21 protein-coding genes are annotated in these 20,386 nt (G+C 63.3%); 12 read left to right on the top strand and 9 right to left on the bottom strand.

What is annotated here, in order from left to right; translation table 11 throughout:
* The first annotated feature begins 474 nt into the window (after positions 1 to 474).
* Complete coding sequence (locus MPSD_RS12885) at positions 475 to 870, top strand: RidA family protein (protein WP_020787573.1); 396 nt, start codon at positions 475 to 477, stop codon at positions 868 to 870.
* Positions 871 to 924: 54 nt separating this feature from the next.
* Complete coding sequence (locus MPSD_RS12880; protein WP_020787574.1) at positions 925 to 1,866, top strand: antibiotic biosynthesis monooxygenase; 942 nt, start codon at positions 925 to 927, stop codon at positions 1,864 to 1,866.
* Here the strand turns inward: MPSD_RS12880 and MPSD_RS12875 are convergent.
* Positions 1,856 to 2,182 (bottom strand): putative quinol monooxygenase, encoded by a 327-nt coding sequence (locus tag MPSD_RS12875; RefSeq protein WP_086085151.1) that lies wholly within the window; start codon positions 2,180 to 2,182, stop codon positions 1,856 to 1,858. The genes MPSD_RS12880 and MPSD_RS12875 overlap by 11 nt on opposite strands.
* Before the next feature lie 175 nt (positions 2,183 to 2,357).
* Between MPSD_RS12875 and MPSD_RS12870 the strand changes: the two genes are divergently transcribed.
* Genes MPSD_RS12870 through MPSD_RS12860 form a run of 3 tightly spaced genes read left to right on the top strand, consistent with a single transcriptional unit; the run spans position 2,358 to position 5,068 of the window.
* Positions 2,358 to 3,170: an Rv0792c family HTH-type transcriptional regulator gene (locus MPSD_RS12870; RefSeq protein ID WP_015355389.1), complete on the top strand. Its 813-nt coding sequence runs from the start codon at positions 2,358 to 2,360 to the stop codon at positions 3,168 to 3,170.
* An 8-nt stretch (positions 3,171 to 3,178) separates the two neighbouring features.
* Positions 3,179 to 4,201: an LLM class flavin-dependent oxidoreductase gene (locus MPSD_RS12865; protein ID WP_020787576.1), complete on the top strand. Its 1,023-nt coding sequence runs from the start codon at positions 3,179 to 3,181 to the stop codon at positions 4,199 to 4,201.
* A gap of 60 nt (positions 4,202 to 4,261) precedes the next feature.
* Positions 4,262 to 5,068, top strand: a complete 807-nt coding sequence (locus MPSD_RS12860) for a transglutaminase-like domain-containing protein (RefSeq protein WP_020787577.1) — start codon at positions 4,262 to 4,264, stop codon at positions 5,066 to 5,068.
* Here the strand turns inward: MPSD_RS12860 and MPSD_RS12855 are convergent.
* Positions 5,029 to 6,222, bottom strand: a complete 1,194-nt coding sequence (locus MPSD_RS12855; RefSeq protein WP_020787578.1) for an aldose epimerase family protein — start codon at positions 6,220 to 6,222, stop codon at positions 5,029 to 5,031. The genes MPSD_RS12860 and MPSD_RS12855 overlap by 40 nt on opposite strands.
* Before the next feature lie 136 nt (positions 6,223 to 6,358).
* On the opposite strand from MPSD_RS12855, the gene MPSD_RS12850 reads away from it, so the two are divergent.
* The 5 genes from MPSD_RS12850 to MPSD_RS12830 all read left to right on the top strand — a co-directional run bounded on the left by MPSD_RS12850 (position 6,359) and on the right by MPSD_RS12830 (position 9,028).
* A complete protein-coding gene (locus MPSD_RS12850; RefSeq protein ID WP_020787579.1) occupies positions 6,359 to 6,523 on the top strand; it encodes a hypothetical protein in 165 nt (54 codons plus the stop codon).
* The gene (locus MPSD_RS12845) at positions 6,520 to 7,164 is read left to right on the top strand and encodes a hypothetical protein (RefSeq protein WP_020787580.1); all 645 of its coding nucleotides are present in this window, start codon (positions 6,520 to 6,522) and stop codon (positions 7,162 to 7,164) included. Before MPSD_RS12850 ends, MPSD_RS12845 begins: the two co-directional genes overlap by 4 nt.
* Before the next feature lie 188 nt (positions 7,165 to 7,352).
* A complete protein-coding gene (locus MPSD_RS12840) occupies positions 7,353 to 7,685 on the top strand; it encodes a heme-binding protein (protein ID WP_020787581.1) in 333 nt (110 codons plus the stop codon).
* A gap of 62 nt (positions 7,686 to 7,747) precedes the next feature.
* Positions 7,748 to 8,017 carry a hypothetical protein gene (locus MPSD_RS12835; protein ID WP_015355384.1) on the top strand — a complete coding sequence of 90 codons (270 nt, stop codon included), beginning with the start codon at positions 7,748 to 7,750 and terminating at the stop codon, positions 8,015 to 8,017.
* Positions 8,018 to 8,236: 219 nt separating this feature from the next.
* Positions 8,237 to 9,028, top strand: coding sequence for a phosphatidylethanolamine N-methyltransferase family domain-containing protein (locus MPSD_RS12830; RefSeq protein ID WP_020725152.1), 792 nt, complete (start codon positions 8,237 to 8,239; stop codon positions 9,026 to 9,028).
* Positions 9,029 to 9,110: 82 nt separating this feature from the next.
* Here MPSD_RS12830 and MPSD_RS12825 read toward each other — a convergent pair whose 3' ends face one another.
* Positions 9,111 to 11,063: a glycoside hydrolase family 64 protein gene (locus tag MPSD_RS12825; protein WP_086085150.1), complete on the bottom strand. Its 1,953-nt coding sequence runs from the start codon at positions 11,061 to 11,063 to the stop codon at positions 9,111 to 9,113.
* A 590-nt stretch (positions 11,064 to 11,653) separates the two neighbouring features.
* Here MPSD_RS12825 and MPSD_RS12815 point away from each other — a divergent pair.
* Positions 11,654 to 12,190 (top strand): DUF6998 domain-containing protein, encoded by a 537-nt coding sequence (locus MPSD_RS12815; RefSeq protein WP_020787585.1) that lies wholly within the window; start codon positions 11,654 to 11,656, stop codon positions 12,188 to 12,190.
* Between the two features lie 721 nt (positions 12,191 to 12,911).
* On the opposite strand, the gene MPSD_RS12810 is transcribed toward MPSD_RS12815, so the two are convergent.
* Together MPSD_RS12810 and MPSD_RS12805 are read right to left on the bottom strand one after the other, a co-directional pair.
* Positions 12,912 to 14,444, bottom strand: coding sequence for an adenylate/guanylate cyclase domain-containing protein (locus MPSD_RS12810; RefSeq protein WP_086085149.1), 1,533 nt, complete (start codon positions 14,442 to 14,444; stop codon positions 12,912 to 12,914).
* An 88-nt stretch (positions 14,445 to 14,532) separates the two neighbouring features.
* Positions 14,533 to 14,967: a hypothetical protein gene (locus tag MPSD_RS12805; RefSeq protein ID WP_015355379.1), complete on the bottom strand. Its 435-nt coding sequence runs from the start codon at positions 14,965 to 14,967 to the stop codon at positions 14,533 to 14,535.
* A gap of 68 nt (positions 14,968 to 15,035) precedes the next feature.
* On the opposite strand from MPSD_RS12805, the gene MPSD_RS12800 reads away from it, so the two are divergent.
* Entirely contained in the window at positions 15,036 to 15,521 is a 486-nt protein-coding gene (locus MPSD_RS12800) for a helix-turn-helix domain-containing protein (protein WP_036426641.1), read from the top strand.
* Positions 15,522 to 15,720: 199 nt separating this feature from the next.
* Here MPSD_RS12800 and MPSD_RS12795 read toward each other — a convergent pair whose 3' ends face one another.
* Genes MPSD_RS12795 through MPSD_RS12780 form a run of 4 tightly spaced genes read right to left on the bottom strand, consistent with a single transcriptional unit; the run spans position 15,721 to position 20,328 of the window.
* The gene (locus MPSD_RS12795; protein ID WP_036426643.1) at positions 15,721 to 16,470 is read right to left on the bottom strand and encodes a TatD family hydrolase; all 750 of its coding nucleotides are present in this window, start codon (positions 16,468 to 16,470) and stop codon (positions 15,721 to 15,723) included.
* On the bottom strand, positions 16,470 to 17,732 hold the full coding sequence (locus tag MPSD_RS12790; protein WP_086085148.1) for a hypothetical protein: 1,263 nt from the start codon (positions 17,730 to 17,732) through the stop codon (positions 16,470 to 16,472). Before MPSD_RS12790 ends, MPSD_RS12795 begins: the two co-directional genes overlap by 1 nt.
* Positions 17,729 to 18,601 carry a hypothetical protein gene (locus MPSD_RS12785; RefSeq protein WP_086085147.1) on the bottom strand — a complete coding sequence of 291 codons (873 nt, stop codon included), beginning with the start codon at positions 18,599 to 18,601 and terminating at the stop codon, positions 17,729 to 17,731. Before MPSD_RS12785 ends, MPSD_RS12790 begins: the two co-directional genes overlap by 4 nt.
* Positions 18,601 to 20,328 carry a KAP family P-loop NTPase fold protein gene (locus tag MPSD_RS12780; RefSeq protein ID WP_086085146.1) on the bottom strand — a complete coding sequence of 576 codons (1,728 nt, stop codon included), beginning with the start codon at positions 20,326 to 20,328 and terminating at the stop codon, positions 18,601 to 18,603. Before MPSD_RS12780 ends, MPSD_RS12785 begins: the two co-directional genes overlap by 1 nt.
* Between the last annotated feature and the right edge of the window lie 58 nt (positions 20,329 to 20,386).

The raw sequence follows: 20,386 nt of genomic DNA, 5'->3' as shown, positions 1-20,386 counted from the left end.
TTTGCCGCGAACCGGCTTTCGACTCTCGATCACCACATCGGATCCTGCCAAAATTATCCGATTGGTGCACAACACGTCTCAATTAATTCCTTGGTTCTCGACGGCGGGTTGCGGCGGCTTTAATGGCGCCTTCACCAAGCATTTTAAATCGATATCAGCCCATCCCCGCGACCAATCAGCAAACCTGACATGGGTTCCGGGCGGCGGCCGCCCTGCCGTGTCTCACGACTTCGGTCCAACCTGGGCGAACAGGCCGAATGCCCCAGCAATCCGTCTCACGCCTGCAACACAAGATCGCGTGGTCGATCCGCCCAGCACCACGTCGGACCGGTTGCGAGATACCCGACGCGGCGCCTTCCGGTGTCGGCAATTGCGTCATCGACGCATACCATCCGGTACCGGCGGCCTGTTACGCTCGGAAAAGCCCACCACAAATTGCGCGCCTTTCAAACAATTCGCAGCGGAGGCAAGGCTATGGGTATTCCTACATTCATGATGTTCGACGCGGCGCCTGACGCGTGTGCACCGTATAGCCATGTTGTCGAAAGCGACGGCTGGTTATGGATCACCGGGCAGATGCCCAACTATCCCGACGACCACGCGAAGCCGCTACCGGACGGGATCGAGGCCCAGACCCGCAATGTGATGCACAACCTCGAGATTGTGCTCGGCGAGCTGGGCATCGGTTTCGGCAACGTGGTGCAGACACGCGCCTTCCTCACCGAGTTCAAACGCGACTACGAGTCGTTCAACGGCGTCTATAAGTCCTACTTTGAACCGGGAAAGCTGCCCGCCCGCAACTGTATTGGTGTCACCGCACTCGCGCTGGACGCCTTGGTCGAGGTCGACTTCGTCGCCCGCAGGCCGTAGCGCGGTGCCCGACACCGGGTTACGCCCCGTTCGGCACGGGCTCAAGGCGGGCAGATGAGCCCTTACGGTGGCGGCGTCGTTGCGACCGCCGTGGTGGCTCGCAAGGTACGCCCCGAACACGTCGAGGCCTACCGCGCTTGGCAATCCGAGATTGACGCCGCCACCAGCAGCAGTCCCGGGTTCATCGGAACCGAGACCATTCCCCCGGTGCCCGGTATCCATGATGACTGGGTCATCATCTTCCGGTTCGATTCCAAGGAAAATCTGTCGTATTGGATGCAGTCCGAACGGCGCCGCGAGTTGCTCGAACGCGGCGATCGGCTGCTGGAGACCCCCGCCGAGGAACACACCATGGTCGGCGGCCGGCCGGCCGCCCACGTGGTCACGGTGGTGGCCAGCACAACCCCGCGGCCGGGCCGGGAAACCGAGTTTCTCGCCGCGGAAAAGGCCCTCGAAACGGCGGCGCGGTGCTTCGACGGATTCACCGGCTACGAACTGCTCGAACCCGCTCACGACGGGGGCGCGTGGACCAGTTTGTATCGCTTCACCGAGCCGCGCTACGCCGACGAATGGCTCACGTCGCACACACGCGCCAAGCTGTTGGCTGAACTCAACCAACACATCGAGCGAAACGTCGTGCGCAAGGTGCCCAGTGCCTTCGGCAGTTGGTTCAGTTTCAACGAGGTCGATGGGGCGAACACGCCGAACTGGAAACAGTCGATGACCGTGTTGCTGATGCTCTACCCCACGATCATGTGCATCAGCTACCTCATGACCTACCTGCAGGACAAGGGCGTCCCGTTCTTCTTGCGGACCTTCACTTCCAACATCTTGAGCACCATCACTCTCGGTTTCCTGTTGATGCCGCTTGCCACCCGTGCCCTGAGTTTCTGGCTGAATCCGGGTGTGCCAACACGGATCACGATTCGAGGAACGATCCTCGTCATCGTGCTCTATGCGGTGTTGCTTGGCTTTTGGGCGCTGGTCACTCTCTGAGCCGATGCCTGCTCGCCTCTGCCTCGTCGAGGGGCGCGAGCACGCTGACGGTGATCGGACTGGCCAACAACGCGCTCAGTTGGGCACGGTAGTTGAGGTAATGCTCGGTCGTGCGGTGGTGTTCCAGGGCGGCCTGATCGTCATAGCGCTCGATCAACACCAGCTCGCCGTCCGGCGGCGCCTCGTAGAGGCCGTAGCGTCGACAGCCCTCCTCGGATCGAGTGGGACCGACCATGCCCGCGAGCAGCGCCCGCAGATCAGCACGCCTTTCCGGTAGTGGGGCGAATCGCGCGATAACGCTTACTGGGGCGGACACGGGTACCTCCTGTTGGGTGGCTGAGGTCACTTTGACACCGTTGTCACTAAACGTTTATAAACGTTACATGATGACTGCGCCTCCAGCTGCAGGGCCCAGCCGTGGCGCTGCGGCGGAGATGGCCGATGACCAGCGCATATCCCGAATCCCGAGCGAGTGCGATGTAATACGTTTTATGACGTCCGATGAGGATTCCCCCCGACACGATCTCGCCGATGCCGACCTGCGGGTCACCCGTGGCAGCGTGCCGGCGAGTGTCCAGCTTGCGGAGTTGTTGAGGACGCAGATCCTGGAGCGGGCGCTGTCCCCCGGCAGCCGGCTGCCGACCGAGCAAGAGTTGATCGCACGTTCGGGTGTTAGCAGGTCGACCGTGCGCGCCGCGGTTGGAATTCTCGAGGACGAGGGCTGGTTGGTCCGCCGTCAGGGGTTGGGGACGTTCGTCGCCGAGCCGGTGAAACAGGACTTGGAGTCCGGTGTCCGGACGATCACCGAGGTACTGCTGAGCCGGGGGGTGACGCCCCGCGTCGAGGTGTTGGCCCATGCGGTCGTCGCGGCGCCCCAGTCGGTGGGTGCCGCCCTGGGGCGTTCGGAAGTGCTGCGGATTCAGCGCCGCTATAGCGAATCCGATCAACCGCTGGCGATCGTGACCTGCTACCTACCGGCGGATTTGCCCCACGACGCCGTCGAACCGCTGCTCTCAGCCACATCGGTGACCGCGACCACCTACACGATGTGGGAACAACGACTCGGCGTGCGCATCAGCTCGGCCACCCATGAGATTCAGGCGGCCGGAGCCTCCCCGGAAATCGCAGCGGCACTGGGCTTGTCGGAAGGCGCGCCCGTTCTGGTGCTGCGGCGCACGAGTTACACCGACGGGGACAAGCCGCTGGAGGTGGTGCTATTCCACCATCGCCCCGAGCGATACGAATTCTGCGTCACCCTGCCTCGGACGATGCCGGGACAGCGAGCCGGGATGACCGAAAGGTAGACGGTGCCATGCACGAAAACACCAGCAACCCGCCACAACACGGCGGCCCCCAGTTCGGGTTGATCCTGGCGCTGATGACCCAGGGACTGGCGATCAGCGACTATCCCGACATGGTCCGGGTATCCACCCTCGCCGAAAGCTACGGCTTCGATTCCGTTTGGCTCTGCGATCACTTTTTGACCCTGAGTCCCGACGACTACGTCACGCAGGCCGGCATCAGCGGCGAGCACGAGCGCCGCGACGGGCGAGACCGGCCCGCGACGATGCCGCTGCTCGAAGCATGGACAGCGCTTAGCGCACTGGCCCGCGATACCACCTACATCCGCCTGGGGACCAGCGTGCTGTGCAACTCCTACCGCCATCCGGCGGTGCTGGCCAAGATGGCCGCCACGCTCGACATCATCTCCGAGGGGCGCCTGGACCTCGGCCTGGGCGCCGGCTGGTTCGAGCGCGAATTCACCGCCTACGGAATCCCGTTCTTACCCGTCGGGGACCGCGTCACCGGTCTGGGCGAGGCGCTAGAGGTCATCACAGCGATCTGGACGCAGCCCGATCCGGTGTACTCCGGGCGGTTCTACACCCTCGACGGCGCGATCTGTGACCCACCGCCGGTGCAGACACCGCATCCACCGCTGTGGGCCGGGGGTGAAGGCGACCGGGTTCACCGCATCGCCGCCCGCTCTGCGCAGGGAATCAACGTGCGGTGGTGGTCGCCGCAGAAAGTCAAGCAGCGCAAAGACTTTCTGGCCCAGGCCTGCGCCACCGCGCAACGCGACCCCACCACGTTGCGGTTCTCGGTGACCGCCCTGCTCGCGCCGACCGACTCCGCCGAGCAGGAAGCCCAGATCAGGACAGAATTCTCGGCGGTTCCCTACGACGGTCTCATCGTCGGCCCCGCGGATAGGTGCATCGAGCGAATCAACGAATACTACGAGTCCGGGGTGGACACCTTCTTGTTCACCATTCCAGATGTCGCACGGTCGGACTTGATTCATACCGTTGGCCAAGAGGTTCTTCCGGCGTTCGACTAAGCCGCTACCCGGCCTGGCAACAGTTTTCGGTTCACCGAGTAGGCAAGGATGGGTTCTGTCATGCACGCCAAGAGCGGCCGCAACACTGGTGCCGGCCCCTATCTGGAATCGACCGAGTATCTCGACGCCGACCATCCGGTAGTGGCCGAGCTCGCCGCGAGACTCACCCGCGGGGCAGGCTCCGATGTGGAGCGGATCCGGGCGATCTACTTGTATGTCCGTGATCTCCCCTACGCCATTGCCGAGTCTTTCCGCTATCTGGCGGCCGGAGAGCGCACCGCCAGCGCCGTCCTCACCCACGGAGTCGCCTTCTGTATGGGCAAGGCCAGCTCGTTCGTGGCGTTGTCCCGGGCGGCGGGCGTGCCCGCGCGCGTCGCCTTCCAGACGCTGGACTCCCCCGAAAAGGAATTCCTCGCACCGCGCGTTCGCCCGCTGTGGGGCGGCAAACCGGGCCGGCCATTGGCCTGGCACTCACTGGGGGAAGCCTTGCTCAACGGCCGCTGGATCAAGCTGGATGCAACCATCGACGCGCCGACGGCCGCGCGGCTGGGCAAGCCCTACCCGCAGGAATTCGACGGGATCACCGACATCCATACCGTCGAAGGCCCGATCCTGCGCGAAAATGGCAGCTACGCCGACTATCCGCGAGAAGTCGCAGACTGGTATGAGCGCCTCGCTCGCGCGGTCGTCACGGCGCTGAACTCACCCGAAGATCGTCAGGTGATTGCCGAAGACGACGATCTTTGGTCGGGCCCCAAGCGTGCGCAGGTGATGCGTTTCGCGGTTCCCGGGGGCGTCGCCGGCGGTGCCCCACCGCGATGGGTTGGCTATTCGGCGCCGAAGCCGAAAACCGTTGTCGAGTCGTAGGTCTGACCCGGGGTGAGCTCGGTGCTCGGGAAGCCGGGGTGATTCGGCGAATCCGGGTAGTGCTGGGTCTCCATCGTGAATCCCGCGCCTTGGCGGTAGATATGCCCGCTGGTGCCGGTGAACGTCGCGTTGATGAAGTTGGATGTGTAGAACTGCACGCCGGGCTCGGTGGTGGAGACGGTCAGGGTGCGCCCCGTTTGTGGATCCTGCACCCGGGCCGCCTCGATCAATTCGGTGTTGTCGGCGCGGTTGATCACCCAGTTGTGGTCATAGCCGTGGGCCAGCAACAGTTGCGGGTCATTGTCGGTGATGTGCGCGCCGATCGCGGTCGGTGAGGTGAAATCGAACGGCGTGCCCCGCACCGCGGTGATCTGCCCGGTCGGGATCAGGGTGGAGTCGATTGGCGTGTAGTTGTCGGCATGGATGGTGACCTTGTGGCCGTAGACGTCAAGTGCGTCCTCACCGGCCAGGTTGAAGTAGCTGTGATTGGTCAGGTTGATCACGGTCGGCGCGTCGATGCTGGCGTGGTAGTTGATGCGCAGTTGATTGTTCTGATCCAGGGTGTAGGTGACCGTTGTACTCAGTGCCCCGGGAAAGCCCATTTCTCCTGCGGGACTGACATAGTGGAGCTTCAAGCCCACGCTGTCACCGCCTTTTTCCACACTGGCCTGCCACACCTTGGTATCGAATCCGGCGGTGCCGCCGTGCAGGCTGTTACCGCCGTCGTTGATGGGCAGGTGATACTCGTGGCCGTCGAGCGCGAAGACTCCCCCGGCGATCCGGTTGCCGTAGCGGCCGATGATCGCGCCGAAATAGGTCTTGGCGGATCCGGTGTTGTTCAGGTAGCCGGCCAGGGTCGGAAAGCCCAGCACCACATTGCCGATACGTCCGGTGCGATCGGGGACTTCGATCGACTGGATGATGCCGCCGTAAGTCAGGATTCGCACCCGCATTCCGCGCCCGCTGTTGAGCGTGTAGCGGCTCACCGGGGTCGCATCGACCTCACCGAACGGCTCGCTGGTGATCGACGGCGGCCCTGCCGGTGTCGATGCATTGCCGCGGCCCGTGGGCGGGTTGGTTGCCGTGTTGCTGCACGCCGCCAAGCCCGCCACCCCGGCGATGGCGATCAGTTGAAGTCCTCGTCTGCCGCGCATGGGCGCTCCTCGCACTCGTACGAGCAATGCTTGAAACCTGTCGATCGCCGGGGGAAGGCGCGTACCTTCCCGGATGACCGATTTGATGATTCCAAGCTAGACCGGCGCGCCAACGCTGGTCGGGAAGGCACGTCGGGTGCTCAGCGCAATCTCTGATTCCGGCGACCGGGACGACAGGCTGATCGGGGCCACCCGGTCGCGCTGGCGCGCGGTCAACGCACCGCATCTGGTTGCGCTGGTCCGCGCTGGGGCAAAGTTCGGCAACGGCGAACTCGTCGAACGCCCCGACGAGATCGCATGAACCCGCCGCCTCAAGGAAAGCGCTCGCTGGCGGGTCCCTCGTGGGCGACCTACCGGCAGAGCATCGGAGACAGATCCGGGCTGTTCGCAACCCTCGCAGCGGCCTGGGCGCCGGCGAAGGCACTGTATCCGGGCTGCTATCTCGACATCTCGCCCTCGACGGCGATCCCCTCGGTTACCTACGTCGACACCGACCGCCGCGCCGCACGCTACTTCGCCAGTCACGAATTCGCCGTCGCCGAATTGCGGGATCGCACCCGCCCCGGCGTCGAGCCCGATGTGAATTTCCTGCACGCCGACTACACCACCGCACTCGGCCTGGCGCAGGCCCACTTCGACCTGCTAATCTCGCTCTACGCAGGCCCACTGTGGGACCACTGCCAGCGCTACCTCAAACCCCGAGGCCTCTTCCTGGCCAACACCAGCCACGGTGACGCCAGCCTCGCTGCGCTCGACCCCCGACTCGAGCTCGTGGCCGCCGTTCACCACCGCGGTGAGCACTACCGCTTCGACACCGACGCACTCGACAGCTACCTGACCCCGAAGACGCCGACGGCGGCCGACCCCGACGCGATTCGCCGCAAGGGGCGAGAGATCGCCTACACCCGGACCGCGTTCGCCTACCTATTCCGACTGGCCTGACCGAGGCAATCCACCGGTAGTGACTACTTCTTCCACCCGGATTTCGTCGCAGTACGGGACTTTCGGCACTCCCGAGCTGCACGGTTGCCGTGTTGGACTTGCCCGAGACACAAACCGACGACGCTTTGTGCCCAGCAGTTTCCGACTGAAGTGTCGTTGGCGTAGCCACACCTCAGAAGGAGGTTGCCATGTCACTCTCAGCCCCAGCGGTGCACCGTGGGATCGCAGTCGGCGCATTCAGCGCCGCCCTGCTGTTCGGTAGCGCGGCTATCGCCGTTGCGGATCCGCCGGCGAACTGCACGGCCGCTGACCTGGCCCGCACCGCATCCGGTGTTTCCAACGCCACGGCGGACTACCTGTTCAACCATCCCGACGTGAACGATTTCTTCACCGGTCTCAGGGGCCAGGATCGCGATGCGATGAGCGCGAACACGCAGAATTATCTCGACGCCAACCCGTCGGTGAAAGCCGACCTGCAGGGCATCCGTCAGCCGCTGGTTGATTTCAAGGGTCGCTGCTAATAACCCCTGCGCCGAGCGGTTGGGTCTTTGATCCCGCTCGGCCCGTCGGAAGGATGACTGCCATGCGAATCGGACGGATGAGCCTCGCTGCGATTCTCGCGACCGCCCCCGCCGCCGCGGCGGCGATGCTGGGCGCCGCCAGCGCCAGCGCCGCCCCCGGCGTGGAGCGCTGTGTCGACGTGGTTGGGGTGTCCGCCTGCACCAGCGTCGACATTGGCGTACCCAATATCAACGCGGTGGAGAACATCCCCTACGTCCCGGTGCCGAACATCAACCTGCCCAAGGTCAAGGTGAACCCGGGGCACGTCGGTGCGCCGGGGCGCGGACGGTAACGCCGCAGCTTTTCGCGAGCGGCTGCCCGCACCGGTATCGAACGCCGTGGTATTGATGGCCGCCCTGATGGCGCCGGTGCGGCATGGACCCTCGAGTGCGCCGTCAAAGGCCCGCGCCTCTGGCGGGGTCTGGGCCCCCACGCGCCGTGCCGATGCGGTGAGGTACAAGGTGTTCTTGTTGGTCCTCAGCAGCGCCAGGCGCTCTCGGAAGGAGCTCGATTGAACTGGTACACCGGCAACACGACCTATGACACCGTCTTGACGATCGCCCTGGCCGTCGCAGCGTTGGTCATCATCGGCGGCTTGTTTATGCAGAGTCCCTATGGTCGCTTCGGCGCCACCGCGGGCGGGGTGAATCTGAACCCGAAGCTGGGCTGGTGGCTGATGGAGATCCCGGCAACCGTGGTGTTCGCCATCTTCTATCTCACCGGCCCACAGCGATTCGATGCCGCGCCGCTGGTGCTTGCGGCCATCTGGCTGCTGCACTACGGCAACCGGGGCTGGTTCTTCCCCCTGTCGATCAGGCAGGTGCCGGGAAAGCGCAGCAGCTTCAACATCTCGGTGCTCGCGGCCGGAATGGTGATCACCTCGATGCACGGATATCTCAACGGGGCGTTCTTCAGCCACGACTACCGGCATCAGTACGGCACCAAGTGGCTGACCGATCCGCGGTTTCTGCTCGGGACGCTCGTGTATCTGGCCGGATTCGTCCTGCTGGTCTGGTCGGAGTCGATCGTGCGCAATCTGCGGGACAAGAAAAACCCGGGTGCCACCGAGTACCAGATCCCCTACGGCGGCGGGTTCCGGTTCGTCACCAGTCCCGCGTACTTGGGCGAGCTGATCGCCTGGGCCGGGTTCGCCCTGCTGACCTGGTCGCTGGCCGGGGTTGCCATCTTTGCGATCACGGCAGGCAATCTGGTTCCACGAGCGTTCGCCACGCAGAAGTGGTACCGCGAGAAGTTCCCCGACTACCCCGCCGAGCGAAAAGCCTTGATACCCGGGGTGATCTGAGCAGTCGGGGCTCGGTTCCGCGGCTTCGTCTCAGCACAGACCCCCGATGCCCCGGCCCCATTGGCACCGGCCTTGGGAGGCATCAGCCCCCAAGGTTGAACGACAGCTCGGTCGGCGGCCGAGAGTTGTCGAGGATCAGCACCGAACTCTGGCTGTTCACGTCGTCGAAAGGGAAGCCGTAGGCCAGGTTGTTGATGCTGTCGGAATGGAAGAACTCCGCCCAGTTGTTCCACCGCCCGCCTGTCGGGTAGTAGTCGGCGACGTTGGACCATTGGTCGGGCGAGATCGCGACACCCCGGTTGAACGCCGCATCGAGTTCGGCGAGGAACGCCCCCTGTTGGGCGGTGCCCACGAACGGGCCATTGGCGGCGAAGACTTCCGCCGTCGTCGGCTTGACCATCGTGTAGGTCGTGGAGCTGCCCCCGGTGGGGGTCACGCTGTAGACGAACTGGTCGCTGGCGTTGACGCTGCCCTGCACCGTGTACCCGGGCCCGTCGTAGTTGAACTGGTTGGTCTGGTAGGTCGTCCAGAAGTCATTGATCGATGGATCAAGCCAGGTGGACAGGCCTCCCGGCTGGGCGGTCCGCGGGGACAGGATCCGCACCGGGTCCCCGGTGGCATCGTGGACGACAAGTGACTGGAACTCCGTGGGGACCGTGGTCGCAAACTGCTGGAACACCTGAGCCCGCGACAGCGTCAGGCCGCTGGTGCCCGCAAAGCCGCTGGAGTCCTGGGTCACCGTCACCGAGAACGGGAACCCGAACTGGTCCACCTGTGTTGTGTTGCCGCCGAACGGGATTGCGCCGTTGTTGAAGGTCATCTCATACCAGTCATAGACGGTGCTGTAGTTCGGATCGGCCGGGTTGGCCGGGTCGGGACCCGCCCAGCCCATGTTGTCGGGGCTGATGGCGATGTAGAGCGGCTGCTTCATCGAGATGAATACCCGGCCGCCCTGAAATTCCGACGGCGTCGTCAGGTTGCCCGCTTGGTCGAGAGTGAACGACATGTTGGCGTAGTTCACGCCGTCCTTCGTCAGGTGGCCCGGGGCATCGGCGGCGTTGTGGTCGATGGGGTGGGCAACCCCGTTCTGGTCGATCCAAGCCCAGTGGCCGGGTGTCGTCTGGCCGATTTCGGTCACGTAGATCTGGTTGTCGGGCAGACCGGTGTTGTTGATGAAGTCCTCGCGGAATCCGAAACCGCCGCCGCCGGCAGCGCCATTGGTGCCGGTCTGCCCGCCGATGCCCGCGTGACCGGGGCTCCCAAACAGTCCGGCCGCGCCGCCCGCGCCCGCGACGCCGCCAGTGCCGCCCGGACCGTCGGCACCGACCACGCCTTCGGCGTTGACTTGGCCCCCGACGCCGCCAGTGCCGCCCGCACCGCCGGCGCCGCCGGTCCCGCCATTGCCGAACAGCAACCCGCCGTGGCCCCCGAGCCCGCCGGCCCCACCCGTGCCTCCGGTACCGCCGCTCTCGCCCGCGGCGCCAGGCGTGCCGGTAACTCCAGTTCCGCCCGCGCCACCGGTTCCGCCATTGCCGAACAAGCCCGCCGCCCCGCCGACACCGCCGGTCTGCCCGGGCGCCCCGGACCCGCCAGCACCGCCGTTACCCCACAAGATCCCGCCGGGCCCTCCGGCTTGACCGGTCCCCGGGGCACCGTTGGCGCCGTTGCCGATCAGCGGGCGTCCCAACAATGCGTTGGTGGGTGCATTGATGAGGTTCAGAGCGTCGCGCATGAGGGTCTGCAAGGACGAGGCACTGGCCGCCTCCGCGGCCGCATAGGCGCCGGCGGAGCCGTTGAGGCTTTGCACAAACTGCTGGTGATAGGTCGCCACCCGCGCACTGATCGCCTGATACTCCTGTGCGTGGGTGCCGAAGAACCCCGCAATCACCGCCGATACCTCATCGGCGCCAGCGGCCAGCACGGCCGTGGTCGAGCCCGCCGCGGCCGCGTTTGCCGCACCGACCGATGACCCGATACCCGCCAGATCCGATGCTGCCGCGGTCACCCACTCCGGCCTCACCATCGCAAATGACATTCTCGTGCCCTCCGACCAACCGCGTGCGCTTGCCCGCCACAATTGCAGAGATAGGCCACAGGTCAACGATGTTGCACAAGTTGAGATAGCCCGTTTTTGCTCTGCGCCGCGGGTTCGTCTCACGCAGACGCCAGAGCAGTGACGACAAGCTGGAATCGGGGAAGACGGATCTCAGCGGTAAGAATCGATCGCACTGCGCTGCCGAGAGGAAAAGGCAGCTCAATGGCGTCCGGTGACGATTGGGCGTGGGGAAATCGTGGCGTCGCGGCCGGGCGCGTTTTCGGTGCGGTCGGCCAGACAACCGCGACGCACCGGCCAGACCTCAAGCGCGACGCATTAAACGAAAACGCTCATTCGTCGGGCCGACCGTGTCGCATTCCGCGACATCGTTGGCAGCTGTCGCGCGACATCGTCAGCATCTCTCCGTTTCGCTAGGTCAGCCAGGTCGATGGCGCAGCTGGTCATCACGGCCGTGGTGGTCGACGGACGCCCCGTCGTTTTAACCTGAGGCTTGGGCAATTCAGGTGACCGGCAAATCAGTAGGGTTTGCAGTGTTGGCCGAACTACACCTTGGAGTTAGGACACTGCTCATGCCAGCACCCACCAGCGGCAAGTGGCGGGATCGCGAAGAGCGGATGCAGCGGACGGCGGCACTGGTCGACCGCCTGCACGCGATCGTCGAGGAACTCGAGCTATTGCATCCGGGTCGGAAATTTCCCCTCGACGGACACCTCGTTGGGTCGTTGGCAGAAGCTGCGGCCGAGACGCTCTTCGATATCACGCTCATGCCGCCGTCGACACCGGGACATGATGCGATCAGCGAGGACCACCGCGCAGTCGAGATCAAGGGCACCTACGGCACCAGCGGCATCGCCATCAGGCCTACTTCCCACGACCATGCCTCGGCCCTGATTGTGCTCCGCTTGTCGCGCAAGTCCGACGAACACCCTGAGGTCGTCTACAACGGTCCGTTCGAAATCGCTGCCGCCGCTGCGGGACCCGTCGGGTCCAACGGGCAAGCACACATCAGCTTGAATCGGCTGCGCGCCCTCAACGAATCCGTCGCTGACGGAGACCGTGTCGCGCGTCGCCGCCAAGGAGGCCCCCTCGTTCTGGATCCCGAATAATCCCTGAGGTCCTGTGATGTCGGGCCATGACGGGCCAAGCATTAGATCTTGCGCGGTTACGGGCCGACCTCGACGGCGCGCGGCGCGCGACGGTCTACTGGCCCGGAATGCGGCGGCGACCGTCAGGCCTCCGCCGACGCCAAGGCCGACGGAGTCAGAGCGGCAGGCGCGTCGGTGTTCGGCTGACGTTGTTCGGCAACTCGGTCCCCGACTGATCCCTCCCCCGAAAAACAAGACCCGCTCCGACGCTGGCAACCCGACGTCACACACTGGCATTTCGCCGATCACAGCGGCGCAGAAATCCTCAACATCATCGACGACCATTCCCGCCTAGCGATCGCTACCATCGCCTGCCCCACCATCACCGGCCCAGACCTCGTCGACACCTTCCTGACCGCCTTCACCACCCGTGCAACCCCCGCAGCACTCCATCAACTCGACCGACTCATCGATGACGGCCCCCGTCGGAAGAAAGCGCAGTCAGCATGGCGACCAGGTGTTGGAACTCGTTCGATCGTCTGGACAGGTCTCGCAACTCCATTGGGCAACTACGAAACAGCTTCATGAACCCACCGGAGGACGACAACCTGACCCATTGACGGTGTTGGCCCGTCGTTGATGGTGTTGGCCCGTCGCCAGCAACGCCGCACCTAACCGGCCGGCCGACTGTCGCATTTCTTTCGTCGTGAGCGTCTCGAAAGCCGCAGCCAAAGTTCTTCCCTCAGCGGGCCAGTTCGACTCGCGCCTCGGTCTTCTGGTCTAGGCCGAAGACCTGGACAGCGGCTGTTTTCCCTTTCAGCACATGGAATCCCCGGTCGATGAGTCCAGGGGGTTGCGACACCAAAGCATCAACGCACTGTTGGGTGAGCAGGATCGTGTCACCGGTGGTCTTGGTGAGTTGCTCGACGCGGGCGGCCACGTTGACGGCATCACCAATCAGGGTGAACTCCAGCTTGCCCCCGCCGCCGATGGTTCCTGCGATGATCACGCCGGTGTTGATCCCAACGCCGATGCGAAGCTCCTGGCCGAATCGCTCAGCAACAAGACGGTGAATCTTCACGGCGGCGCGTAGTGCGGCGTCAGCGTGATCCTGAAGGTCATTTGGTGCCCCGAAAACAGCCAGTGCGCCGTCGCCCAGGAACTTGTTCACGTGCCCACCGACGTCGACGACGCCGGGCACCACGATCTCGAACAGCGCGTTGAGGCGGGCGACCGTGTCCTCGGCGGTGTTGGCTTCGGCAAATGGGGTGAAGTCGCGGATGTCGATGAACATCACGGTGACTTCGCGGCGTTCACCGGTGAACACATCGTCACCCTGCTCGAGCAGTCGGGCCGCCAGAGCTGGATCAACGTAAGTGCCGAACGCGGCGTGAAGTCGTCGCCGCTCGGCCAAACCGGCCTGCATGCGGTTGAACGAGGCGGCCAGCACACCGAGGTCATCGTCTTGAACCACGGGCAAGCGTTGGCTGTAGTCACCGACCGCAACACGTTTGGTGCCTTCGGCAAGGTCGCGAATCGGTTGGAGGGAAGGCGAAAACCCGGCGCCGACGGTGATCCGCAGCCCCATGCCAAACGCCAAGCTAAAGGCGATGACGACAGCGAGCAGGGGAACCTCACCGACCCGATGGAACACAGCCGCCAGCATCGCGCCCGCCAGGGCGAAGACGAAAGCGACGCCCAGCATGAACATGTTGACCCAGGCGGCAAAAGTCGGGCGAGAGCGCGGCAGGGAATCACCGATCCCCGTATCACCGGCTAACGCGGCCCGCGCTGGCCGTAGGGATACTTCCGAGAAGCTGTGGCTCGCGGCCAGCTGGGTGGTGGCTCCGAGGACGGCACCCCATACGCCGTACTGGACGACCCGCCACCAGGTCGCTCCGGCGATCGCACCGACAACGACCGCAAGGATAGTGGCCCAAACGGCGGTGACGACCATGGCTCGGAAGAACGTTTCCCGAACGTACCTGTAGGTGTCCGCCAGAGCTGTCGCCCGATCGACCTGCTGGGCCGCCGCCCACCGCTCAACGGAGCGGAGTCGGCCTAGGCCAGGAAGAACGATGGCGTACACCAGCACTGGCACGGCCACAACGGTGAGAGCAGCCGTCTCGAAGTAATGATTGGAGTGCTCGTAAGCGGTAATGATCATCGACGCCACGAGCCAGACCGGGAGCAGCGTAAGGTTACTGATTGTAAAGATCGCCCACGAGTACCTCGCACCGTACCGATCCCACGCCCACTGCCAGATGCGGTCCATGCCGGTAGACTAAACGCCGAGCGCCTTGACCTGCGGATACTTCCAGCTATACGAAGTGGTCACCTTGGGCTAATAGAGCCGACAAAAGTCAAATTGGTTGCTCGGCAAGGCATTCGAGTCGGTCGGTGCCTTGCTCCGCGTAGTTCGTGATGGTGCCCACCTTGACCGGCCGTGAACGACCAAATCCGAGAATCCTATGAAGCTGGGCCGGGTGGTCCTTGGCGTAAAGCACCGCGGCAGCGTTCTCCACGTACGAGCGCAACAGTGTGTAGGCGACCAACGGGTTGTCGGCGCCGAGGGCATGGACCGCGCCGTCGTGTAACCCGGCCGCGCGACTCGCCAGACCCATCACAAGAAGGTGCCCGTCGCAAATCATGTCGTTCGTGCGACCAAGAACCTCCTTCGCGTCGTCAAAGAGCCACTGACAAGAGGCGCGGGCTTTCTCAATCCCGGTCGCCCGGTCAACGATGCCGCGAGCCTGCACCGGTTCGGGAGGCTCCCCGGTAGATCCGTCGCACGTCATGGGTCGATTGTCCGCCGCACAGCAAACGGGTTTAGGGGTGCCTTCCAGAGCTGGTTTGGGTCAAACATGTGGGTCAAACGACCGGAAACGGACGGTCAGACGGCCAAAAATGCACGCTGACTTGTGTCGGCCTGTTGCAAAACTATTCAAACCATGACGTAGTAGGTCTTCGTCGACTGGCTGCACTGATCGATACAACACCAAAACGCCCTCTGACCGGCACAAACCCGCCAGCACGGCCACATCGGCTTGACCGGCGACTCTCTCCCGACGCCATCACGGATCTAGTTGCCACCTATCGCTCCGGCACCTCCACCAACGAACTCTGCCGACGCTACGGCGTTTCGAAGGGCGGAGTGCTCAAGATTTTGGCCGACCATGGCATCGCCATGCGCTACCAACCAATGACGGAACGGGAGATCGACCGAGCTATCACACTCTACGTCGAAGAAGGCCTATCCATTCGCGCCATCGCGCACCAGCTTGGCAAGAGTAAGGGCAGCGTCTGGAAGGCACTTCACGAGCGCGGCATTATGATGCGCGCGGCTCACTGATCGACTTTCGGATTAATCTCCCGCTTGGCACTTGGAATACCTGTAGATCGAGACCAACCAGCAGCAGATCTCACTCCATATTGGTAGCTTAGGCGCGCCGAGTTGGACGCTTGTCGTTGTAGCGGCTGTCGATGGCGCAATCGTTAACCCCGACGCATGAGCGAATTGGTTCCAGCCACGTCCGATCGGAAGCACGACTTTATGCGGCGAGCAGCAAGTCCGCTACGTGCATCGGCATTCGATCGATCGCCCCTGTGCCGACAGACATCCGTCTGAGGTTTCGGTAGAACTGACGCCGCACGTGCATTGGATCAGAGTCGTGGATCTCGGCGAGAAGCTTCTCAAGCTGGTCAGTGTCACCAGGCTTGCTCCCAGTACGCCTTCGAGCAACTGGGAAGTCGGTCTCCGGTAGAAGCCGGTCTAGCGGCAGAGCGGTGAGGATTTCACGGCGCATGGCTGTGTTCACTGAGAAATAGCACCCAAGCGATAGCAGCTCGTCGACCTCTTCGGGCCGGCCGGAAAACCAGTGCATGATTACACCTTGAGTCCGGCGTAGGCGGACGATCTTGGCGACCTCCGCCGTGCAGCCTGCGCTGTGTACTGACAAGAGCACTGGCTCGTCCTTGAGTCGATCGAGTAGTGCATCGAACACTTCCGCCTGATGATGCAGGTTACCGCTTCGACGGTCCATGCCGATCTCTCCGACGATGGCGAAGCCCGTTGCACAACGGGCGAACTCGTCGAGGTCGACAGCTCCGCCACGCGCGACGTATGAGGGGTGTGCTCCGCAGCCCCAGAGGATGTTGTGGTCGCGGCGTTGCGCGGCCTCGACTGCCTCCGCGGGCTCCCGGGTCATGGCAAAGACGATTGCCGTACCAAGCTGAGCGATCTGACGGTTCGTGACGCTAGGCGATACATGCGCGTGACAATCCAAGCTAGGCAGGCCCACTACGTCAGCTCCGCAAGCACTACCGCAAGCTCCGCAAATCCGCGACGGCAGAGCTCAGCGGCTGCCGAGAGGTCAAAGTCATCAGGGTACGGACCATTCTCCAGAAGCGTGAATTCGTCGATCTCGGCCTCCACCCGGCTCATAACTGCCCTGACATCGAGTCCACGTCGGGAGCGAAGCTGGTCAAGTGACGTGCCGGTCAATATCGTTGCAAGGTAAGGAGTCTTGTCCTCAAGACCCGCCGCACGAATCGAAGCCCTACGTGTAAGGCAAGCGACGCAGAGACCGCAGTTCAAGTTAGGATTCCCGCCCTTGTACGTCCGCCCGTCGAGCTTCGCGCACGACAGTGTTGTCACCAACCCTTCAGCGAATGCCGGGCAGACATCCGCCGCTGCCCGCACCAGTTCACCCTTTGTCTGCCATTCGTAAGGGTTCACGAGTTCAATATCGATCCCAGCGTCATCGAGCAGTCTTTGCATCAGGTGCATGGTCCACGGATGCGTGGATCGGGTTGACAACACGTCCCCTCTGTCGTTACCAAGCGAAAGATTGAGCCCTGTAAACCCGTTCTCAGGCACTTCGACGCGATCTATGCCACGAGCATCAGCGAGAGCCACAGCCAGGGCATAGAAGAGGAGTGCACGAGTACGTGTTGTGTTCTCACGCTTGCGACTGGCTTCATTCAGCGAGAGTCGGACACACTCGCCCTCGACCCCGTTGCTAGTCAACCAATTCCATGTGCGCCTCTGGGCGCCAGTCACCGTTGGATTGTCGGTGTGCGAGAGGAACAGTCCGGGCGCGCCCTTCAGCACAGCACCGCTGAACGAGTCGAGCCCGCCGCTGAGAAGTGAGACGGCGTCGGGCACATCATCGGGCGGGATGAACGGCTGCTGGCCCAGGACTGGTCGCGGCGCGGTGGCATCGGATGCGCTCAGTTCCCACGCATCCCCCGACACCCAATCCAGCAATCGTTCAAACTGCGCGAGTAGCGGCGTCCACGCTGCGACATCGGTGAGATGGACATGGACACGCATCGTTCGGGAGAAGCCGGCGCCACGGGGTCGAAGCCGGTCGGCAATGTACGCCGCGCCTGCAAGTCGAACAAGATCGATGACCCGGTCACTGACATCACCGAGTTGTGACAGCCACGCGTTCAGCGACGCGTCGACGTCCGAATCGGACTCCCCTGGCTCTCCCCACCCAACTTGCGTGAAGTCGTGGTGGATCGGCTGCGACTGGACCGGGCGGACCTCTAGGTTCACGGCGTGCCTCCGCCGCGTGCTCGCACCAGCTTAATCACTTCCTTTGTCAGCTCGGCCGCACGCGTTCGCAGATCACGCGGCTGGATGACTCCTCCGCCAGGAATAGGTAGATTCTGGACCCGCTTTTCGAGATAGACACGGATCGTGCGCTCTTTCTTCGCCACGCCATCAGGTGAAAGAGCACCCTCGTTTACCTGTCGCTGTAGCTCCACCAGAGATACCTCAAAGACATAGCTCACAACGAAAGCCCGCAGCGACACCATCTCATCCGGTGGTTCACCCTTCGTCAGAACATCTTTGAGAGCCTCAAGTGACGCCTTGCGTAGTGCCATTTCGTCCGGATGAGCGCCTTCTCCGAGCACCGCGTCAAGAATCTCGGCACACTGCCGTATCGGGCTAAGGCCCTGCAAACGAGTGAGGTCGAGCCCAAGCTCCTTCAAGTAGTCGGCGTCGCCCCTACGAACGGCGTATGCGGCACCGAGCGCGGCGCCGCCACGTACAGCACTCCGAGTCACCTGCCGGCGAAAACCAGAGCCTTGGCGTCCCGCTCCCGAGCGGACCCGTCCGTTGCCTCCACCGTCGCTACCGCCATCAGAGCCGCTGGACCCTCTGCCGGGGCGGCCGAGCCATGGGATCAGCGCGGGTAACGCGATCTTCGATTCGTCGACTATCGGCCGGTGAGGCGAGGGATCGTCGGAATCAAGCGCATCACCGATCGATCCCCAAAGATCTTCCAGAGGTTTCTCGCTTGGCTGCTCGCCGCCTCCCGAATCACCACTGCCAGCGCCCGGCGGGAGGTCAAGAATCTGCTGCCGAGCGTCCTTCCAAACCTGCTTGGCACTCCCGCCATACGAGCCTGAAGTGCCCATTAATTAGTACCTCCATCGAGCACGTTAAGGGCCGCCTGCCTCACCTCTGCATCGATCACCTCGTCTTCAGCCAGTTGTCGCGCCACGGTCGCAATTTCGGGGACCTTTGAACTCGCCATCTCGACGGCATTGCCCACGTCAATCTGCTTCCAGCAGCTCTCTTTCAGTCCAGCGGCAACGTCTTGAGCGAGAGCGGGAGCCGTTCCCGCGATGTCGATAAGCGAGCTGATGGTCGACCCGCCCTCATCTTGTCGGCGCGCCTGGGCGAACAGCGCCTCAATCGCAATGCGCTGATCATCTTCCGACCGCTCGACGAGTTTGTCGACCGCCGTGCGTCGCAGAGTCTCTGAGTCACCGGTCAATTCGGCCAATAGGGCAGCAAGCTCCGCGTCAAGCGGCGTGCCGCTCTGGCGTGTAATAGCAAGCGACGCGGCAAGAGTCAGGTATGGGCCGATTTTCTCCGACGACAGGTCGGGCTCAGCCGCAGCCCATTCTCTACTATCCTCAGAAACGCCCTCGGGCTTGGCGCTGCCCTCTCCCGAAGCCCACTTCTGCCAGGTGTCCAGCAGTGTTTTTCGCTCCAGATCAGGCGTGTTGACCAGCTTCTCGAAATCTACCCTGAAGCGATCTTCGAGCAAGAGCAGCTTCGCGAGAACATCCGCACGAACGCTTACGCCGCGTGCCTGCGCGATTCGGTTTCGGACTTGAAAAGCGTTGAGAAAACGCTTGATGTCACGCGGATTGACGACCTTGTCGCTTCGCAGGCCGTGGACGAGCTGACTTGCGAGTCTGAGTGTGTCGTCATCGGGCTTGGCCGCAAGGCCGTCCATTTCAGACAGCAGCGGAACCTTGTTCGCCTTGCGACGGTCGCTCGCGTGGGCGACGAGGGCCGTGAATGCGTCGTCATCCAATCCGGCCTTCGCAAGCAGAAGCCCGAGGTACGCGTCTGCCTCATGCGCAGGCAGGAACGGCAAAGAAGCCGGCAGCTGGACAATCTTGTCGAGGTAGCGCTGGGCATATCGGCTGGACTCCGGCGACCCCCCGAGGTTCATCGCGATGGCATCACGAACCATGTCCTGATCGGCTGCGATGACGAAAACCATGCCAGACACGGAGAGAAAGAGCTTGATTGCCTCCAAGGTGGCGACCGTCGCGGAGGGCATACAGCGATCCAGGTCATCAACCAAAACGACAATGCGTCGTGTATCCGGCAATGAATCGATCAGCTTGCCAAATTCTGTCTTGAAGCCAGCCATCGATTCAGGTGAGTTGCGCGACTTCGGCTTCAAGGCCTCCGCCAAGCCCGCGAAGTCCAACGTTTGGGTGAGAACTCCTTTCGCCACGACTGTGCCAACCCGTGACCAGCTGATCCGCCCGAGCAGCTCTCCGATCTTCTCGGTTAGGCCGGCATCTTGATCAAAGTGCTCGCGCAAACCGTCGAGCACTTCCGCGATAATGGTGCCCTTGACATCCTCGTGATCATCGAACTCCCACGGGTTTGTACTGACTACGCGGACACCGTCGACGTCGAAGAGCGCGTCGTCAATAAGGTTCAGCACGGTCGATTTGCCGCCGCCCCACTTCGCATGAACCCCAATCGTCAGTGGATCGAGTTCCTCCGCCACGATGGCATCTACGATGGGAGCAACGACAGCGTCGAAGCCCAGCAGATCGACTTCCGAGGGGTTGTCGTCCCAGAGCGGTGTGCGTAATACGTTGTCAGTCATGCGGCAGCAGCTCTCCCCGAAAGTTGTTTACGTGGACCAACCGCCGCGTGCGCTCCCG

The sequence above is a fragment of the Mycobacterium pseudoshottsii JCM 15466 genome, from assembly GCF_003584745.1.
GTDB classification, from domain to species: domain Bacteria; phylum Actinomycetota; class Actinomycetes; order Mycobacteriales; family Mycobacteriaceae; genus Mycobacterium; species Mycobacterium marinum.
This window is presented reverse-complemented; position numbering and strand designations above follow the sequence as displayed.

Excerpts from the sequence above, each read along its gene's own strand:
- MPSD_RS12870 (WP_015355389.1), top strand. The coding sequence starts at position 2,358 with ATGACGTCCGATGAGGATTCCCCCCGACACGATCTCGCCGATGCCGAC.
- MPSD_RS12845 (WP_020787580.1), top strand. The coding sequence starts at position 6,520 with ATGAACCCGCCGCCTCAAGGAAAGCGCTCGCTGGCGGGTCCCTCGTGG.
- MPSD_RS12880 (WP_020787574.1), top strand. The coding sequence starts at position 925 with ATGAGCCCTTACGGTGGCGGCGTCGTTGCGACCGCCGTGGTGGCTCGC.
- MPSD_RS12855 (WP_020787578.1), bottom strand. The coding sequence starts at position 6,222 with ATGCGCGGCAGACGAGGACTTCAACTGATCGCCATCGCCGGGGTGGCG.
- MPSD_RS12785 (WP_086085147.1), bottom strand. The coding sequence starts at position 18,601 with ATGGGCACTTCAGGCTCGTATGGCGGGAGTGCCAAGCAGGTTTGGAAG.
- MPSD_RS12865 (WP_020787576.1), top strand. The coding sequence starts at position 3,179 with ATGCACGAAAACACCAGCAACCCGCCACAACACGGCGGCCCCCAGTTC.
- MPSD_RS12860 (WP_020787577.1), top strand. The coding sequence starts at position 4,262 with ATGCACGCCAAGAGCGGCCGCAACACTGGTGCCGGCCCCTATCTGGAA.
- MPSD_RS12805 (WP_015355379.1), bottom strand. The coding sequence starts at position 14,967 with ATGACGTGCGACGGATCTACCGGGGAGCCTCCCGAACCGGTGCAGGCT.
- MPSD_RS12810 (WP_086085149.1), bottom strand. The coding sequence starts at position 14,444 with ATGGACCGCATCTGGCAGTGGGCGTGGGATCGGTACGGTGCGAGGTAC.
- MPSD_RS12825 (WP_086085150.1), bottom strand. The coding sequence starts at position 11,063 with ATGTCATTTGCGATGGTGAGGCCGGAGTGGGTGACCGCGGCAGCATCG.
- MPSD_RS12780 (WP_086085146.1), bottom strand. The coding sequence starts at position 20,328 with ATGACTGACAACGTATTACGCACACCGCTCTGGGACGACAACCCCTCG.
- MPSD_RS12815 (WP_020787585.1), top strand. The coding sequence starts at position 11,654 with ATGCCAGCACCCACCAGCGGCAAGTGGCGGGATCGCGAAGAGCGGATG.
- MPSD_RS12840 (WP_020787581.1), top strand. The coding sequence starts at position 7,353 with ATGTCACTCTCAGCCCCAGCGGTGCACCGTGGGATCGCAGTCGGCGCA.
- MPSD_RS12885 (WP_020787573.1), top strand. The coding sequence starts at position 475 with ATGGGTATTCCTACATTCATGATGTTCGACGCGGCGCCTGACGCGTGT.
- MPSD_RS12835 (WP_015355384.1), top strand. The coding sequence starts at position 7,748 with ATGCGAATCGGACGGATGAGCCTCGCTGCGATTCTCGCGACCGCCCCC.